Consider the following 17,737-nt stretch of genomic DNA (forward strand, 5'->3'; position numbering starts at 1 on the left):
GCGAGCGGTTTAAAACAAGCCCGCCGCGAACACCATAACGAACCGCGCCGATTTACTCAGCCGCTTCGAGCTGTTCCTCACTTTGTGTGGCATTGGCTCCTGCGCGGGTAAAGGTCAGCAGGCCATCGTTGACCGGGTCGGCCTTCATCTGCTTGCGATCGACCACGTATTCCTGATTGAGCCGCCACGGGAATTGAGCTGCATTCTTCGGCTGAATCGCTTTGGCCCGCTCGATATAGCCCGACGAGAAATCGTAGATATCATCCTCTTCGATCGCCGCTTCGGCGTCAGCAGTCAGCACCGGTGTTGCAATCTCGGTGCCGGTCGCGCGCATATGGTTGAGTACACGGCAGACATAGTCCGAATTGATATCCGCGCGCAGCGTCCAGCTGGCGTTGAGATATCCAAACACCACCGCAAAATTCGGCAGGTTCGAGAACATGCAGCCTTTGTAATAGAAGCGCTGGCTGAAATCGACCGGTTCGCCGCCAATGCTGACGGCAATCTTGCCGGCGACGCACATTTTCAGGCCGGTGGCAGTGACGATGATGTCGGCTTCGAGCAACTCGCCCGATTTGAGACGCACTCCTCCAGCTTCAAAACGATCGATATTGCCGGTCACAACGTCGGCTTTTCCTGCATTCAAGGCTTCGAAGAAATCCGAATCCGGGACGAGGCACAACCGCTGTTCCCACGGATTGTAGGGCGGCGTGAAATCGGCCTTGTCGAAGTCAGGGCCAAGGGCTTTTTCGAGCCCCTTGTAGAGGCTTTCTTTCGCCTTCTCCGGCTTCTCGCGTGCCACCTTGAAGGTGAAGTCCTGCATCCGGATATTTTTGAACCGGGTGATCGCATAAGCCCACGTTTCAGGCATGATCTTGCGCAGGAAATTGGCTAACCTGTCTTTCGCCGGGCGCGAGATCATCCAGGTCGGCGTGCGCTGGAGCATCGTGATCTTCGCGACCTTTTCCGACATCGCCGGAACGATCGTTACAGCTGTCGCGCCTGATCCGATGACCACGACCTTCTTGCCGGTATAGTCCATGTCCTCGGGCCAGAATTGCGGGTGCACCACCTGACCTTCAAACTCCGAAAAATCGAACCCGGCATCGTAGGGATCGTCGTAATCGTAGTAGCCTGAGCCGAGATAGACGAAGTTTGCAGTCAACCGCGTGCGTGAACCATCTTCGCTCTCCATTTCGACATGCCAGCGCGCTTCGTCCTCGCGAAAGTCAGCGGACAGAACCTTTTGGCCGAACCGGATGTGTTCGCGAATGCCGCGCTCATCGGCGATGCGGTCGAGATATTCGAGGATTGAGGGGCCATCGGCGATCGACTTCTCATGCTTCCACGGCTCGAAATCGAAGCCCAGCGTGTGCATGTCGCTGTCGGATCGGATGCCGGGATAGCGGAACAGGTCCCATGTGCCGCCGATATTCTCGCGCCGCTCGACGATGGTGTAGGAGTGATGCGGCGCTTTCATTTCCATGTGCGCGGCCATGCCGATGCCAGAGATACCGGCGCCTACTATCAGCACGTCAAAATCAGGTGGGGTCGCTAGCATCAGGGTCTCTCTCTTCCCGTGTTGACATCAATGTAAACACACGCGCGCCGCAAAAGCGAGTCTTGATGGCAATTTGCAACTGACTTCTGGCGTGGAAACGGTTAGGCGCGCGGCCATGAAAGTTTGCCTCCGCTTCGCGTGCTCCGTCCTTGCTCTGACTGCCCCGCTTCCGCTTCTCGCTCAGGATGAGAATGAGGAGGATCTAGAAGACGAGATCGTCGTCACAGGCGAAGGTCTGGAGCAGGCGCTTTCGATCGGAGCTTACGCGGTTACAGAGATTGACCGCGAGCAGATTGTCTCGAGTGGGTCCGGCAGGATCGAAGACGTTCTGGAAAACGTCGCTGGCTTTCAGCAATTTCGCCGCTCGGACAGTCGTTCTTCGAACCCTAGCGCACAAGGTGTGACGCTTCGCGCGCTGGGCGGCAACGCAACGAGCCGCGCGCTGGTGTTGCTGGATGGGGTTCCAATCAGTGATCCGTTCTTTGGGTACATCCCGCTTTCATCGATCGCGCCTGAAACACTTTCAAACATCCGCGTAACACGCGGCGGTGGCTCCGGACCGTTCGGGTCAGGTGCACTGGCTGGTACTATCGAACTGGAAAGCGCCGACGCGCGCACGCTTGGCCCGGTATCGGCCAGCCTGCTGGTCAATGATCGCGAAGAAACCGAAGCCAGCGCCAGCCTCGCCACCAGTCTTGGAGCGGGATTTGCCGTGGTCAATGGTCGCTGGGACCGGGGGCAGGGCTTCTTCACCACGCCCGATGATCAGCGCGTTCCTGCTACCGCTCGCGCGGCATTCGACAGCTGGTCCGTTGGCCTGCGTGCGGTTGCGCCCCTGACCGAGACGGTCGAGCTGCAAGCGCGCGGGCAGGTATTCGAAGATGCACGCACGTTGCGTTTCGATGGCGCGGATTCGACCAGCGAAGGGCAGGATGCGAGCTTGCGGATCGTCGGGCGCGGCGATTGGCAGTTCGAAGCGCTCGCTTATGTTCAGGCGCGTAATTTCTCGAACATCGTGATCAGCTCGACCCGCTTCGTGCAGGTCCTCGATCAGCGGAATACGCCATCGACCGGGCTCGGCGGCAAGATCGAGATCCGTCCGCCCTTGTCCGAAGCACATGAAGTGCGGATCGGCGTCGATTATCGCCGGGCCGATGGCGAATTGCAGGAAGAAGCGTTCAGCGCGTTCACTGGCAATCTGCGCGAGCGTCGCCGAGCCGGCGGGACCAACAGCAATCTCGGTCTCTTTATCGAAGATGATTGGCAAATCGGTCCGCTCCTCCTGACTGGAGGTCTGCGCGCGGACTACACAAGCATCGAAGACGGTTTCTTCCGCGCGGTCGATGCAAACGGACTGTTGGTGAGCGAGACAATCGCACCCGACCGCTCAGATTGGGCGCTAAGCTGGCGGGCGGGCGCGCTGTTCTATGCGACCCGGCGGCTGGAGCTGCGCGCATCGGCCTACACCGGACTGCGGCTGCCGACGCTGAATGAACTCTACCGTCCGTTCGTGGTGTTCCCGGTGGTGACGCAGGCCAATGCTGCGCTTGAGAATGAGCGGCTAAAGGGGTTCGAAGTCGGCCTTGATTGGCAGCCGATCAATGAGATCGTGCTATCAGTCACAGCCTTCGACAATGAGGTCGAAAGCGCTATCGCCAACGTGACGCTTCAACCGAACTTGCGCCAACGTCAGAACCTGCCTGCGATAGACGCCAAGGGGATCGAGGCCACGCTCGCGGCGGTGTTCGGCAAAGTCAGCCTGGATGCGTCACTGGCATATACCGATGCGACAATTGCGGGAGAGAGTGCCTCAATCGCTCTTGATGGCAACCGTCCACCGCAAACGCCCGAATTTGCCGCCTCCGCGACACTGGCATGGCAGCCGTCCGATGGTTGGCGGCTGGCAGGGACGCTTCGGCATGTTGGTGGTCAGTTCGAAGACGATCAGGAAACCGACCGACTTGCTGCTGCGACAACACTCGATCTGTTTGCGCAGGCGCCATTGCTAAAGGATCTGTCGCTTATTGTACGCGGCGAAAACCTGCTGGACGAGGCCATTGTGACGCGCAACTCGGGCGGTGCAACCGATCTCGGTGTTCCGCGAACGGTGTGGGTTGGTCTGCGGTTTGGATACTGAATTCTGCAATAAAATTAGAGCGGAGCCAGCCTGCGCGTACTGAAACTACCCAATGCAACAACATGTTGCATTTTTGCTACTCTCCGGGAAGAACCCGCCTGTGACTCTTGTTAGGGCAGAGCGCCCTGATAGGTTTGGTCAATCGTCGCTGAAAAGGCCGAAAACGGTCAGGCGACCATGTGGAGAGGAAATCTATGACACGCAAGCTTGCAGCTTACGCTGCTGGCCTAATGGCCTGCAGTTCTTTCACGGCACCGGTATTGGCACAGGACACCGAAGAGGGCGCAGCTCCTGAGGCCAATGACAATACGATTATTGTTACCGCAACCCGCCGGGCGGAGAACATCCAAGACATTCCAATCGCAGTTACCGCTGTGACGCCAGAACAGCTTGATAAGCAGGGCGTGGTCAACGTTCAGAATATTACGCAAGTGTCTCCCAGCTTCTCGACATCGAACGCGCAGATCGCGTCTGGCTCGGTTGTGTTGCGGATCCGTGGTGTCGGTACGACATCGAACAATATCGGCTTTGAAAGCGCGGTCGGCATCTTTGTTGACGGGGCCTATCAATCACGTCCGGGCGTCGCGCTGAGCGAGTTCGTCGATATTGAGCGGGTTGAAGTTCTGCGCGGTCCACAAGGGACGCTGTTTGGCCGCAACACCTCGGCTGGTGCGCTGAACATCACCACCAATCGCCCTGACCTCAACGAGTTCGGCGGCTTCGCCAACGCGACATACGGCAATTTTGACCTGTTCAACGTCCAGGGTGCGATCAACGCTCCGCTGGTCGAAGACACGCTCGCTGTGCGCCTCACCGGTGCCTATCGTCAGCGCGACGGCACCGTCGACGTGATTGATGGAACCGGAACTCTAATCGGCGAATCGAACACGACCGATCAGTTCCTTGTTCGCGGTCAGCTTGGCTATGAAAGCGAAGGCGGCGTCCGGGCTCGTTTGATCTTTGATTATTCTGAAAGTGAAAACCAGTGCTGCGCCGCAATTGAAGTTCTGGCCAACACAGGGTTTGAAGGTACAGTCGCTGCCTTGGGTGGCGGTGCTCGAGCTGGGATGGCAACACCGCTGCCCGCAACCACACCTTTCGATGTGACGTCTGCTCAGCGGGCAATTGACAACCGCGTCGCAACCGCGAGCCGCTTGCCGCTTGCGGAAGCAGAACAATGGGGCGTTACCGGTGAATTTGAATTTCCGATCAGCGATAACGCCGATCTGATTTTCATCGGTTCCTATCGTGACTTCTCCTCGAGTGAGAATTACGATTCCAGCTTCTCTGGCCTGGATGTGTTCGATGTTGATCGGCTCGATACGGATATCGAGACATTCACTGCCGAATTGCGCTTGCAGGGCGATGCCTTTGATGGCGCATTGAGCTGGCTCATCGGCGGTTACTATTCCGATGAATCGATCACTTCAGAGCAAGATTTCTCGCTTGGTGCAGATTATGATCTGCAGATTGGCGGGCTTTTCGGCGGACTGCTTGGGCCAGCGCCGCTCACTTTGCTCACAGATCTGATCAATGATCCGCTCACACCCGGAAACGGTGTCAGCCCGAACGGTACGACATCGACCAATCGTTATGCGCAAAGCAGCGAAAGCTGGTCGATCTTCACCCACAACACGCTCGACATTACCGACAGCCTTAGTGTCACATTGGGGCTGCGCTATTCGGATGAGAGCAAAACCGGTGGGTTTGAACAGCTTGCCAGCAACAATCCGACATGCCTGACTTTGCTGTCCGACACGGCTACGATTGCCGGCACGGTCGGCGCGGGTCTCGTTGGGAACGTGCTTGGAACCGGGTGCTTTGCATTCACCGCACCGGCAATCGGATCGGATGCGATCGCATTCCCGCTTCCACGTGAATTCAACGTGCCGTTCAGCGATAGCGAACTGATCTACACTGGTAAGATCGCATATGAGTTCAATGCACCGGTTACCGCCTATGCCAGCTTTACGCATGGCTATAAGTCGGGCGGCATCAACCTCGACATTACTGCGAATGCTGGTGGTGCTGATCCAACCTTCCTGTCGGAAGAAGTGGACGCGTACGAAGTTGGTGTGAAAGCGCAATTCCTTGATGATGCAGTGACGCTAAACGTTGCTGGCTTCGTTGAAGAATTCAGCAACTTCCAGGTGCTCGAATTTACCGGCGCTCAGTTCACGACGTTTAACGTGAACAAGGCGATTTCATCCGGTGTCGAGATTGAGTCGGTCATCCGGCCTTCGCCAGATTGGACCTTTAACCTGGGCCTGACCTACACCGATGCTCGCTATCCAGAGGATTGTGATGGAGGCATAGCCAACGCGAACGTAACATCGCTTTGCGGGAACACGCTGACCAATGCGCCCGACGTTGTGGCCATTGCCGGAGTGAACTACGACAAGGACTTCGGAAACTATCTCCGCGCGTTCTTCTCGGGACAGGTTCGAGCCGAAAGCGATCGTCGTACTTCGACACAGGCCACGACCGTGCCGAGCGCGGCACAGATTGCTGCCGCTGGCAGCATTCAGGCAGCCGTCGATGCAGCGCCGCTGGTGCCGTTCGATGTGCAGGACAGCAACACCAAGGTAAATCTGCGCTTCGGTGTCGGCGCTCAGGACGAAAGCTGGACGCTGGAAGTCTGGGGCGTGAATGTCACCGACCAGGTAACCCGCGGTGTGACATTCAACACCGTGCTGCGTGGTTCGTCTCGCTCAGCCTTCCCGCAGGAGCCAGCGACCTATGGTGTAACGCTTCGTACGAAGTTCTGATCAGAAGAGTTCAGACACAAAAAAGGGCGGCTCGGGAAACAGGGCCGCCTTTTTGTTTGCGCATTTCTGCTTTTCGCCCCCGCATCCGCGGGCGCGTCCTCGCTAGAAACGCAGCAGAGCTGCGTCCGCTGCGGGGCGGCCGCGTGGCCTTGCGACGCTTGCGGCGTCGATCCAGCGCTAGCTGGCTCACTTATCGCGGCAGCACGGCCCCAAGGTCGCAAGCGTGACCTCGCGCCCGCAGGTGCGTGAGCGAAGCGAACAACAGCACCGAGGACGCAGCCCCGGATGGGGCTGCGCAAAGCAAGAGAAGCGCTCGATGTTTTACATCGAGCGCGCGATCAGCATCTTCATGACTTCGTTCGAGCCGCCGAATATTCGAGTGATGCGGCTGTCGCGGTACATTTTCGCGATCGGGTATTCGTTGATGTAGCCTGCGCCGCCATGCAGCTGCAGGCACTTGTCGACAACTTCGCCTTGCAGCTCCGTGACCCAGTATTTCGCCATCGCGGCTGTAGCGACATCGAGCTCGCCTTTGAGCAGCTTGCCGATGCAGTCGTTCACGAAGACACGCGCTGCAGTGCCGCGCGCTTTCAGGTCGGCCAGCACAAACTGCGTGTTCTGGAAGTCCCAGATCGTCTGGCCGAAGGCCTTACGGCTCTTCACATATTCGATCGTGGTCTCCAGCGCCTTTTCGATGCCTGTCGCTGCGCCCATGGCGATGACGAGCCGTTCCTGTGCCAACTCTCCCATCAGCTGGTAGAAACCTTTGCCCTCGACACCGCCGAGTACGTTTTCTGCAGGCACAAACACGTTGTCGAAGAACAGCTCCGAGGTGTCGGCAGCATCTAGTCCGATCTTGTCGAGCTTCTTGCCGCGCTCAAAACCTTCGGCGCCTTCGGTTTCGAGCAGCATCAGCGAGATGCCTTTGGCGCGCTCATTCGGGTCGGTCTTGGCGACCACCACGATGAAGTCGGCGGTCTGCCCGTTGGAGATATAGGTCTTCGCCCCGTTGATGCGGTAGCCGTTGCCGTCCTTGAGCGCCGTCGTGGTGATCGACTGGAGGTCGCTGCCGACACCCGGCTCGGTCATCGCAATCGCGCTGACCAACTCGCCGGTGACGAGCTTGGGCAGATACTTCTTCTTTTGCTCTTCTGTGCCGTGACGCACGAGGTAGGGCAGGATGATCGTATTGTGCAGGCTCGCGGCGAAGCCATCGACATTATGCTTGGCCTGTTGGTCGATCACCACGATGTCATGGCGGAAATCGCCGCCATGCCCGCCATATTCTTCTGGCACGGATACGCCGAGCAGACCGGCTGCTCCCGCCTCGTTCCAGAACTCGCGCTCAACCTGGCCCTCGTCGCGCCATTTCTGGACGCGCTTTTCGGGGGCCTGCTGCTGATAGAACTTGCCCACGGCATCCGCGAAGATCGAGATTTCCTCGTCGTCCATGAATTCGGGCTGCGGGACGTCGATGGCGGGCATCTTACTTCCCCTTCCAATTGGGTGCGCGCTTCTCTGCGAAAGCGGCAGCGCCTTCGCGGGCATCTTCGGAAACGAAGACCGGCGCGATCAGCTTGGCTTGGTTGTCGTAGCGATCTTCCATCGCCCAGCCGCGGGATTCCTTCATCACTTGCTTCGAAACCTTGACCGCGAGCGGGCCATTGGCAGCAATCTTGGCTGCAAGCGCCATAGCCCCTTCGAGTGCGGGCCCTTCGACCACCTGATTGATCATTCCAAGCTCATAGGCACGCTCTGCGCCAATGAACTCACCGGTCAATGCCAGCTCCATCGCGATCCGCTCTGGGATCTGATCAGGCAGCATCATCACGCCACCGGCTGCGGCGACAAGGCCGCGCTTCGCTTCCGGGATGCCGAACTTCGAGCCGGCATTGGCGACCACCAGGTCACAGGCAATCATCAGTTCAAGCCCGCCCGCGAGGGCGTAGCCTTCAACCGCCGCAATTAACGGCTTGGCTGGAGGAGCCTGTACGACGCCGCCAAAACCGCGTCCGGGGACGCTGGGGCTTTCGCCGCGGAGGAAACCTTTAAGGTCCATGCCCGAGCAAAACGTCCCGCCTGCCCCGGTAAGGATGCCAACGCGCAGGTCATCTTCCGCGTCCAAGCGGTCCATCGCGGCGGCGATGGCTTCGGACGCTGCCTTCGTCATGGCGTTCTTGGCTTCGGGACGGTTGATGGTCACAATCAACACGCCGTCCTCGACACTCGTCAAGACTTCAGGGGTCTGGACTTCTTCACTCACAGGCTCTCACTCCCATTTTCAATAGCAACTGAATCTTGTGCGAGTGGTGAAGGCGGCTTACGGACACGTCAACCGCAATTTCGCCAGTGAGCGATAACAACCCGGAGAGAACACCATGGGCGAAGCCTACATCATCGACGCAGTCCGCACCCCGCGCGGCATTGGCAAGCAGGGCAAGGGCGCGCTGGCTGCCGAACATCCGCAGCATCTGGCCGCGACCGTGCTCCGCACCATTGCCGAGCGCAACGGGATCGACACAGCAACCGTCGACGATGTGATCTGGTCGGTATCGACTCAGGATGGAATGCAGGCGGGCGATCTTGGCCGGATGGCGGCTCTGGACGCGGGCTATGACACTACTTCATCCGGCACGACGCTCGACCGATTCTGCGGCGGCGGAATCACTTCGGTGAACCTCGCAGCGGCACAGGTGATGAGCGGCATGGAAGACTGCATCGTCGCGGGCGGAACCGAGATGATGAGCCTGACAGCCGCGATGTCGAAAGAGAAGATGCAGGCAGGCCTCAAGCCGCCCATGATGGGCAGCTACAATGAGCGCTTGCAAAAGGTGCACCCGCAATCGCACCAGGGCATTTGCGGCGATGCGATTGCGACCATCGAAGGGTTCACTCGGGAAGAGCTGGACGAGGTCGGCTATCGCTCGCAGCAGCGCGCTGCCGAGGCGATTGGCGAGGGGCGCTTTGACAAGTCGGTTGTCCCGGTGGTCGATGACGAAGGCAATGTGATCCTCGACAAGGATGAATATCCGCGTCCGCAAACCACGCTGGAAGGTCTGGCTCAGCTGGAGCCTGCCTTCACCAAGATCGCCGATGTTCCGCTCGATGCGAATGGCACGACGTTTCGCGGCTTGATCAATCAGAAATATCCTGATGTCGATATTCAGCACTTCCACCACGCGGGCAACAGCTCCGGCGTAGTCGATGGTGCGGCGGCGGTGCTCGTCACCAGCAAGGCGTACGCAGAGAAGCACGGCCTTAAGCCGCGCGCGCGGATCGTCGCGACAGCGAATATGGGCGATGATCCCACGCTGATGCTCAACGCGCCGGTTCCGGCAGCGAAGAAGGTGCTCGAAAAGGCCGACATGAGCCTCGACGATATCGACCTGTTCGAAATCAACGAAGCCTTCGCCGTGGTCGCCGCCAAGTTCGTTCGCGACCTCGAGCTTGATTGGGACAAGGTCAATGTGAATGGCGGCTCGATCGCGCTTGGCCACCCGATTGGTGCGACCGGCTCGATTCTGATCGGCACGATCATAGATGAGCTTGAACGCCGCGACCTCAAAACCGGGCTTGTGACGATGTGCGCAGCGGGCGGCATGGCTCCGGCGATCATCGTTGAGCGCGTGGACGGTTTCGTTGACTGAGATAGCCGACAACACGCCAGTCATAATTGGCGTAGGACAGTATTCGGAAAAGGTCGGGCAGACGGGCTATGAAGCGTTGTCCTATATGGACCTCGCGGGCCGGGCGTTGTCAGAGGCCATCGCCGATAGCGCCGCCGAAGGGAATGTCGCCGATGCGATAGACACGCTCGCAGCGATCCGCGCGTTCGAAATGTCGCGTCCGGATCGCAAGCCGCCCTTCGGAGCAGCGAACAATGTCCCGCGTGCGATTGCCAAGCGGGTTGCAGCGAACCCCGAGCGCGCGATCCTCACGACGACAGGTGGGCAGACCAACCAGCAACTCGTCGGCGAGTTCGCCAGCAACATCGCTGCGGGTGAGAGCCAATGCGCGGTGATTGTCGGGTCGGAGGCGATCTCGACCGTGCTGGCATTGTCGGCCAAGGGCGAGAAACCGGATTGGTCGGAAGAGGTCGAAGGTGACTTCGAAGATCAGGGCTTTGGGGTCGAAGGACTCATGGAGCCTGCTCTGTTTGCCCACGGCGCGACCGGCGCGATCCCGCTCTATGCGCTGGCCGAAAACGCGCGGCGAGCAAAGCTGGGCAAGGGTCTGGACGAATATCGCCGCTACATCGGCGAGCTATTCGCACCGTTCACCAAAGTCGCTGCCGCCAACCCGCATGCCGCCGCGCCAGTCGAACGCAGCGCGGAGCAACTGGCCACTGTCACTGAGCGCAATCGGATCGTCGCCGAACCCTATCCGCGCATGACCGTGGCGCGAGATCAGGTGAACCAGGCCGCCGCGATCATTGTCGCCAGCGCTGGCTTGGCTCGCGATCTGGGTGTGTCGGAGGACAAGTGGGTGCATATCCACGCTGTCTCCGCCGCGACAGAACTGATGCTATCACAGCGCCCCGACCTCTCGGCGAACCCCGCGTCCATCGCCAGCGTCGAGGCTGCGCTGGAGCGTTCTGGCAAGTCGATGGCAGACATGCGCTACATCGATTTCTATTCGTGCTTTGCGGTCCCCGTTTTCAACCAGATCGACCATTTCGGTCTAACCGCCGACGACCCGCGTGGACTGACATTGACTGGCGGGCTGCCGTTTTTTGGTGGCGCGGGAAACAACTATTCGGCGCATGCAATCTGCGAAGCGGTGCAGCGCGCTCGCGGTGATCGCGGGGCCTTTGCCTTGGTCGGCGCGAATGGCGGCTGGATGAGCAAATACGCCACCGGCATCTATTCGACCGAGCCAGCGGATTGGTCCGCGAATGACCGGTTCGAAAAGCTGCCGGATGCAACCGACGCCGTGCCCGCAGCCATTGGCCCGTTCGATCACGCCAAGGTCGAAACCTACACGATCAACAATGCCAAGACAGGCAGTGTCGCGGTGTTCCTCGGGCGCAATGATGCCGGTGAGCGGGTGTGCGGCAATGCCGACCTTACGCACGAAGCTACGCGGAGGGCATTCGAGAACGGAGACCCCTTCGGCGTGCAGCTCAATATCACCCAGGACGAGAACGGTCGAAACATTGGACGTCTAAGCTGAGCTTGCGGAGCGCTTTCCTACAGGGCGCCGGCGGTGTCATAGCGGAGCTGATATTTCGCGGTATGGGCGGGTAATGTTGGACAAGTGTCAACTTCGGTGTGGCGTGTGCTTTTTACCAAGAACCAGACATTTAGGAGGTGAAGCGCTGCCTGACACGGTGTCAATTGTGTCAACTTTGCCGCCCCTCGCTAACGAGCTTTGACAAATCGGCATGAGAAGCGTATTTAGTTTCAAACGTAACTAAATTGAAACACTGCGAGACCCCATCCCATGACGATGCATCCCGGCGATCTGTTCGAAAATCCAGCAGGCCTGGACGGCTTTGAATTTGTCGAGTTCTGCTCACCGGAAAAGGGCATTCTCGAACCCGTGTTCGAAGCGATGGGCTTCACCCGCGTCGCCAAACATCGCAGCAAGGATGTTCATCTTTGGCGGCAAGGCGGCATCAACCTGATCGCCAATTACGAACCACGCAGCGCGGCCTGGTATTTTGCGCGCGAGCACGGACCGAGCGCATGCGGCATGGCTTTCCGCGTCCGCGATGCAGCCAAGGCGTATGATCATCTGATGGCGCAGGGCGCGGAGCCGGTCGCCAATGAGCCTGGCCCGATGGAACTGCGCATCCCCGCGATCCGCGGGATCGGCGGGGCAATCCTGTATCTGGTCGATCGCTATGCTGGGGCCGAGGATAAGAGCCTCACCATCTACGACATCGATTTCGACTACCTGCCGGGCGTTGATCCCTATCCCGAAGGCGCAGGCTTCCACACGATCGATCACCTGACGCACAACGTCTATACCGGGCGGATGAAGTATTGGGCGGACTATTATGAGAGCCTGTTCAACTTTCAGGAAATCCGGTTCTTCGACATCAAGGGCGAGTATACTGGCCTTACCTCGAAAGCGCTGACCGCGCCCGATGGAAAGATCCGCATACCGCTCAACGAAGAAGGCGAAGGCGGGAAAGGCCAGATCGAAGAGTTCCTGCGCGAATTCAACGGTGAAGGCATTCAGCACATCGCGTTAATCTGCGAAGATCTGGTTGCGTGCTGGGATCGCCTGAAAGAATTCGGCGTGCCGTTTATGACTGCACCGCCTGAAACCTACTATTCGATGCTCGACGAGCGCCTGCCGGAGCACGGCGAAGATGCAAACGCGCTCCAGACGCGTGGCATCCTGCTCGATGGCACGACCGAGGGCGGCGAACCGCGCCTGCTGTTGCAGATCTTCGCAGAAGCGCAGGTCGGCCCGGTGTTCTTCGAATTCATTCAGCGCAAAGGCGACGATGGCTTTGGTGAAGGCAACTTCAAGGCGCTGTTCGAAAGCATCGAGCGCGATCAGGTCGCGCGCGGTGTGCTGAACGTCGCCGAAGAGCCCGCCGAATGAGCGCGCATCCCGTCAAATTGGGCGGCGTCCATCACGTCGCCTATCGCTGCCGCGACGCCAAAGAGACGGTCGAATGGTATGGCCGCGTGATGGGCATGGATTACACCACCGCCTTTGCCGAGGATCACGTTCCATCAACCGGCGAATACGACCCGTACATGCACATCTTTCTGGATGCGGGTAACGGCAACATTCTGGCATTTTTCGAGCTGCCCAATCAGCCTGATATGGGCCGTGATGAGAACACACCAGCTTGGGTGCAGCACCTCGCGTTCCGCGTGCCGAACGAAGCAGCACTGCTTGCGGCCAAGGCGCATGTCGAGGCGCAGGGCATCGACGTGCTCGGACCGACACATCACGGCATATTCAAATCGATCTACTTTTTCGATCCGAACGGCCACCGGGTTGAGCTGGCGGCGGACATCGGCACTGACGAACAATATGCCGAACTGGCCCGAGTCGCGCCCTTGATGCTTGAGGAGTGGTCTCAGACCAAGAAAGCACCTCGTCATGCCGATTGGCTGCACGAAATTGCGCGCGAAGAGCACGAAAAGGCTCCTTAGCCAATTCCTAGGCTTATCTGACACCTGCTTCGCGGAGTGTCGAAAACCTACAAAAGCCCTTTTGCTCCAAGGATTAATGTTTGGTTGACTCTATCCGGGGTCCTCCATAACCCTTTCGCCTGCCTGAAGAGACAAGGTCGCTAAGCAAGTCCGCAGGTTCAACAGGTTTCCGGGGGGAGCTGGATGACGTCTGTCGCGACCAATCCGCGTGTCTATATTTCTGTATGCGCTTCAAGCCTGGCGGTAGCCATGGCTTTGGCAGGTGGTACGCAAGCCGCTGCACAATCGACTGGCCAAACCAGTCAGGAGCTGGAGCTGCCCGATACCGAGGAGCGCCCGAGTGATCGGGCGAATGTCCGGATTGAGCGTGATGCTGGACTGCGGGCCAATTGCCCATTCGATGAGAGCGATCTGACCACAACGCTCAACGCGGTTGAGTTTGTGGATGTTGGCGGCGGGGTGCTCGCTCCTGAGCTCGCGCAATCGCTGGCACGAGTTGAAACACCGGCAGGCGAACGCCCGCTTTCCGTAATCTGTGACATTCGCGATGCGGCAAATACGGCGCTGCGACAGGATGGCTGGATCGCCACGGTTCAGGTGCCCCAACAAGAGCTGGCAGGTGCTCTGCGCCTCGACGTGGTTTCGGCCAATATTTCGGAAATTCGGATTTCAGGTGACCCTGGTCCCTATCGCGATGCACTGACTAGAGCGATTGAGCCCCTGCGTGAGCTTGACCCGCTGAACGAGCGCGAAGCCGAACGAATTCTGCTCAACGCCAACGATATTCCCGGCCTTGAAGTCAGGCTGGCGCTCGCGCCATCGGGCGAAGCACCGGGCGAGGTTATCGGCAATCTCTCGGTCGATTTTGAGCGTTACGCCGCGTTCTTTAACGTCCGCAACTACAACGCTCAAAGCATTGGGCGCGAGACAGGGTTCGCCCGGTTTGAGGCATATGGCCTTACAGGCCTGTCCGACATCACCTATGTCGCTGGCCAGACAACCGCCGACTTCGATGAACAATGGATTGTTCAAGGCGGCCACGAATTCGGCATCGGGCCAGACAATATCCGCGTCGGTGTCGATGTTGTGTTCGCATCCGCGCGCCCGACGATTCAGAATCTTGACCTTGAAACCGATACTTTGGTGGCGAACCTTTCAGTCGCCTATCCACTGCTCCGGACGCCTTCGACCGCAGCGGATATCACGCTCGGCTTCGACTATATCGAGCAAGAGACCAAGGTTACTCCGGTCACGCTCAGCAAGGATTCGATCCGCACAGTATTTCTGCGTGCGCAGGTGGACGGACAGAAGCGCAGGCTCGATCGGTCGACGTCATTTCTTTACAGTGCATTTGCCGAGGCGCGGCAGGGCCTCGATGTATTCAGCGCGACGTCACTGAATGGTTTCGGCGCCGCTGTGACGGACGGCATTACGGCTTCTCGGCCCTTTGGCAATGCCGATGCGTTTGTGCTGCGCGGCGGTGTGGACGCGACCTGGTTCCCAGGTTCGATTTTCGATCTGCGCGGCCGTTTCGAAGCGCAATGGACTGATGAGCCGCTGCTCAACTTTGATGAATACGCGATCGGTAACCTCAGTATTGGTCGCGGCTACGATCCCGGTGCAAACAGCGGCGACCGTGCATTGGGCGGATCGGCAGAGGTCGGTGCCACGGTACTCGATCAGGCTCGCCACCGTCTGCAATTGTTCGGCTTTTTCGACATAGTTCAGGTTGAGAACCTCGATCGCGGTACGCCCGATCCGAAGCGCACGCTCAAGTCCGCAGGTGCTGGCCTGCGGTATTCGTTCGGGTCCGGCATCAACGTCGAGGTGACATATGCATCGCCGCTCGATCGGGCGTTGTTCTCCGACACGGAGAGGCCACCTGACCGGGTGCTGTTCTCTCTTACCACCAAATTCCCAGCATTGTTCCGTTGAGCCGGCCCGCGGCAGGAGATTTCGAGATGGCAGTCGCAAGCAGGAAAATTCGCAGCCGGATGCTGATGACCACCGCTCTGGTGGCAGTCGCTGCGATGCCCGGGGTGGCGCATGCGCAGTTGGTCACCAGCGGTGATCTGAGCTCCGCAGTCGACAGCGCAGGCAATCCCGGCCAGCTTACGGTCACCGATACCAGCGCGACCCAAACCGATATCGAAATTGAAGCTGCCGTCGTCGTCGCCGAATGGACCGATTTCAACATCGGCACCGGCGATACCGTCAACGTCACGATAGACGGCGGCTTGGGGATTGCCGAAGCGACCTTGTTCAACCGCGTGATCGGCGCGAATCCATCCAACATTGATGGCACGCTGAATGCGGCTGGCATCAATTTCTGGCTCGTAAACCAGAACGGCATTCTGTTCGGCAACGATACCGCGATAAACGCCCAGTCGTTCTTTGCGTCAACCGTCGACGTCGCGAACCAAGATGTCTTCGATTTCTACGAAGGCACCGACTTGTTCGGGAACGGCACCGACACGCTGAACTTTGCGGGCGTTTCTACCGCAGCGGTTCAGGCTCTCGGCAATGCCAGCTTCGTGACCGATGGCTCGCTGGCGTTCGTTGGTCAACAGCTCGACCTGACGGGTTCTTTCGATGCTGGCACAGGCCGTGCGATTTTCGTCACCGCAAGCGATGTAGATGTCAGCTTCACGGCAGGAAGCCCGCTGACCTACACCGTCAATGCAGGCACCACGATAGCCGCCCAGAACATCGACGGATCGATCCAGGGCGCCTCAGCGGAATTCGCCATGTTTACGGCGGCCGGTGTGGTCGGAGCCTTGCTCGACATCGACGCGACCGTAACGGCCACAACGGCGCTGGCGACCGATACCGGGATCGCCTTGCTCGCTTCCGGACCTTCGTCTGTGACTGTGGAGATTGGCGGAGAGTTTTCGAGCACTGGGGAAGTCGTTCTCAATTCCAACGGAGATCTGACTGCAACTGCCAACATCTCCGGCAGCGACCTCGATATTGACGCTACCGGCGCAATCAGCTCCGTCGATCTGACTTCGTCTGACGGCGATCTGAACCTCAATGCCGGGACGACCATAATGGCGGGCGTTCTTGAGACCAGCGGTGCTGGTGGAGCTACACTCACAGCCGCTGGCAACATCACGACGACGTCGATCACATCGAACGAGCCTGGCCTGGTCAATGGGTTTATCGATGCTGAGAGCACGGGCGGCGGGACGCTTGATCTTGGTGCGCTGTCGAGCGACGGCAATATCGATCTGGACACGAGCGGTCTGGTTACGACCAGCACGATTAACTCGCTGGGTGACCTGACCATTGGCGGGACGACCGATCCAGGCGCGGTAACCTTCACTGGCAATGTCAGTGCAGATGCGATCGACATCGATACGACCGGAGTGGTGACGGCGCTCGATATCGAGTCGACCGATGGCGATCTCAACATTCTGGCGGGGGACTCGATCAGCGCAGGCGGTGTGACTGCGACCGAAGGCGATGTGATCCTGTCGGCGACGAACAACATCACGACCACTTCGATCAGCTCGAACGAGAACCTCGGAACCGGCGGCGCGATCGATGTGGACAGCACCGGCGGGGGCACGCTTGATCTGGGCGCGGTGTCCGGCGACGGCGCTGCCAACCTTGATACGACCGGGACGCTGACGCTGGGTCTGGTCAATATCGGCGGTGCGCTGGTGATCGGTGCGGCCAATCAGCCGACCACGCTGAACCTCAATGACGACATCACCGCTGGCAGCTTCACGTTTACTTCGGCCAACCCGTTCGTGTCGCAGGACATCACCACGACCGATGGTGATCTGAACATCGATGCAGCCTCGATCACGACGGGTAATCTGGAAGCGGACAATGGCGGCGGAGTGATCCTGACCGCGACCGGCAATATCACGACGACGTCGATCACATCGAACGAGCCTGGTGTGGTGAACGGGTTTATCGATGTTGAGAGCACGGGCGGCGGGACGCTTGATCTTGGTGCGCTGTCGAGCGACGGCAATATCGATCTGGACACGAGCGGTCTGGTTACGACCAGCACGATTAACTCGCTGGGTGACCTGACCATTGGCGGGACGACCGATCCAGGCGCGGTAACCTTCACTGGCAATGTCAGTGCAGATGCGATCGACATCGATACGACCGGAGTGGTGACGGCGCTCGATAT

11 protein-coding genes are annotated in these 17,737 nt (G+C 59.1%); 8 read left to right on the forward strand and 3 right to left on the reverse strand.

Going from position 1 to position 17,737, the window contains the following annotated elements; translation table 11 throughout:
- Positions 1-52 precede the first annotated feature (52 nt).
- Entirely contained in the window at positions 53-1,561 is a 1,509-nt protein-coding gene (locus tag Q0837_RS17500; protein WP_298471716.1) for an NAD(P)/FAD-dependent oxidoreductase, read from the reverse strand.
- Between the two features lie 115 nt (positions 1,562-1,676).
- Here Q0837_RS17500 and Q0837_RS17505 point away from each other — a divergent pair, with 115 nt between their 5' ends.
- Both Q0837_RS17505 and Q0837_RS17510 read left to right on the forward strand, forming a co-directional pair.
- A complete protein-coding gene (locus Q0837_RS17505) occupies positions 1,677-3,698 on the forward strand; it encodes a TonB-dependent receptor (RefSeq protein WP_298471718.1) in 2,022 nt (673 codons plus the stop codon).
- A gap of 194 nt (positions 3,699-3,892) precedes the next feature.
- On the forward strand, positions 3,893-6,466 hold the full coding sequence (locus Q0837_RS17510) for a TonB-dependent receptor (protein WP_298471720.1): 2,574 nt from the start codon (positions 3,893-3,895) through the stop codon (positions 6,464-6,466).
- Positions 6,467-6,787: 321 nt separating this feature from the next.
- Here the strand turns inward: Q0837_RS17510 and Q0837_RS17515 are convergent, their stop codons facing one another.
- Both Q0837_RS17515 and Q0837_RS17520 read right to left on the reverse strand, forming a co-directional pair.
- Positions 6,788-7,951 carry an acyl-CoA dehydrogenase family protein gene (locus Q0837_RS17515; protein WP_298471725.1) on the reverse strand — a complete coding sequence of 388 codons (1,164 nt, stop codon included), beginning with the start codon at positions 7,949-7,951 and terminating at the stop codon, positions 6,788-6,790.
- A gap of 1 nt (position 7,952) precedes the next feature.
- On the reverse strand, positions 7,953-8,729 hold the full coding sequence (locus tag Q0837_RS17520; RefSeq protein ID WP_298471727.1) for a crotonase/enoyl-CoA hydratase family protein: 777 nt from the start codon (positions 8,727-8,729) through the stop codon (positions 7,953-7,955).
- 115 nt (positions 8,730-8,844) lie between these two features.
- On the opposite strand from Q0837_RS17520, the gene Q0837_RS17525 reads away from it, so the two are divergent.
- From Q0837_RS17525 to Q0837_RS17550, 6 genes are all read left to right on the forward strand, one after another.
- Positions 8,845-10,113, forward strand: coding sequence for an acetyl-CoA C-acetyltransferase (locus Q0837_RS17525; protein WP_298471729.1), 1,269 nt, complete (start codon positions 8,845-8,847; stop codon positions 10,111-10,113).
- Positions 10,106-11,638 (forward strand): acetyl-CoA acetyltransferase, encoded by a 1,533-nt coding sequence (locus Q0837_RS17530; protein WP_298471732.1) that lies wholly within the window; start codon positions 10,106-10,108, stop codon positions 11,636-11,638. Before Q0837_RS17525 ends, Q0837_RS17530 begins: the two co-directional genes overlap by 8 nt.
- 270 nt (positions 11,639-11,908) lie before the next feature.
- Positions 11,909-13,024, forward strand: coding sequence for a 4-hydroxyphenylpyruvate dioxygenase (gene hppD, locus Q0837_RS17535; protein WP_298471735.1), 1,116 nt, complete (start codon positions 11,909-11,911; stop codon positions 13,022-13,024).
- Positions 13,021-13,587, forward strand: a complete 567-nt coding sequence (locus tag Q0837_RS17540) for a VOC family protein (RefSeq protein WP_298471737.1) — start codon at positions 13,021-13,023, stop codon at positions 13,585-13,587. Before hppD ends, Q0837_RS17540 begins: the two co-directional genes overlap by 4 nt.
- A 183-nt stretch (positions 13,588-13,770) precedes the next feature.
- The gene (locus Q0837_RS17545; RefSeq protein ID WP_298471740.1) at positions 13,771-15,522 is read left to right on the forward strand and encodes a ShlB/FhaC/HecB family hemolysin secretion/activation protein; all 1,752 of its coding nucleotides are present in this window, start codon (positions 13,771-13,773) and stop codon (positions 15,520-15,522) included.
- A gap of 26 nt (positions 15,523-15,548) precedes the next feature.
- Positions 15,549-17,737, forward strand: a 2,189-nt coding sequence (locus Q0837_RS17550; protein ID WP_298471743.1) for a filamentous hemagglutinin N-terminal domain-containing protein, incomplete at its 3' end; no start/stop codon positions are given.

It is taken from the genome of uncultured Erythrobacter sp. (assembly GCF_947499705.1).
GTDB lineage: Bacteria > Pseudomonadota > Alphaproteobacteria > Sphingomonadales > Sphingomonadaceae > Erythrobacter.

What these genes read in the sequence shown, in the direction of transcription:
- Q0837_RS17525 (WP_298471729.1), top strand. Translation starts at nt 8,845, where the DNA reads ATGGGCGAAGCCTACATCATCGACGCAGTCCGCACCCCGCGCGGCATT.
- Q0837_RS17540 (WP_298471737.1), top strand. Translation starts at nt 13,021, where the DNA reads ATGAGCGCGCATCCCGTCAAATTGGGCGGCGTCCATCACGTCGCCTAT.
- Q0837_RS17500 (WP_298471716.1), bottom strand. Translation starts at nt 1,561, where the DNA reads ATGCTAGCGACCCCACCTGATTTTGACGTGCTGATAGTAGGCGCCGGT.
- Q0837_RS17545 (WP_298471740.1), top strand. Translation starts at nt 13,771, where the DNA reads ATGACGTCTGTCGCGACCAATCCGCGTGTCTATATTTCTGTATGCGCT.
- hppD (WP_298471735.1), top strand. Translation starts at nt 11,909, where the DNA reads ATGACGATGCATCCCGGCGATCTGTTCGAAAATCCAGCAGGCCTGGAC.
- Q0837_RS17510 (WP_298471720.1), top strand. Translation starts at nt 3,893, where the DNA reads ATGACACGCAAGCTTGCAGCTTACGCTGCTGGCCTAATGGCCTGCAGT.
- Q0837_RS17515 (WP_298471725.1), bottom strand. Translation starts at nt 7,951, where the DNA reads ATGCCCGCCATCGACGTCCCGCAGCCCGAATTCATGGACGACGAGGAA.
- Q0837_RS17505 (WP_298471718.1), top strand. Translation starts at nt 1,677, where the DNA reads ATGAAAGTTTGCCTCCGCTTCGCGTGCTCCGTCCTTGCTCTGACTGCC.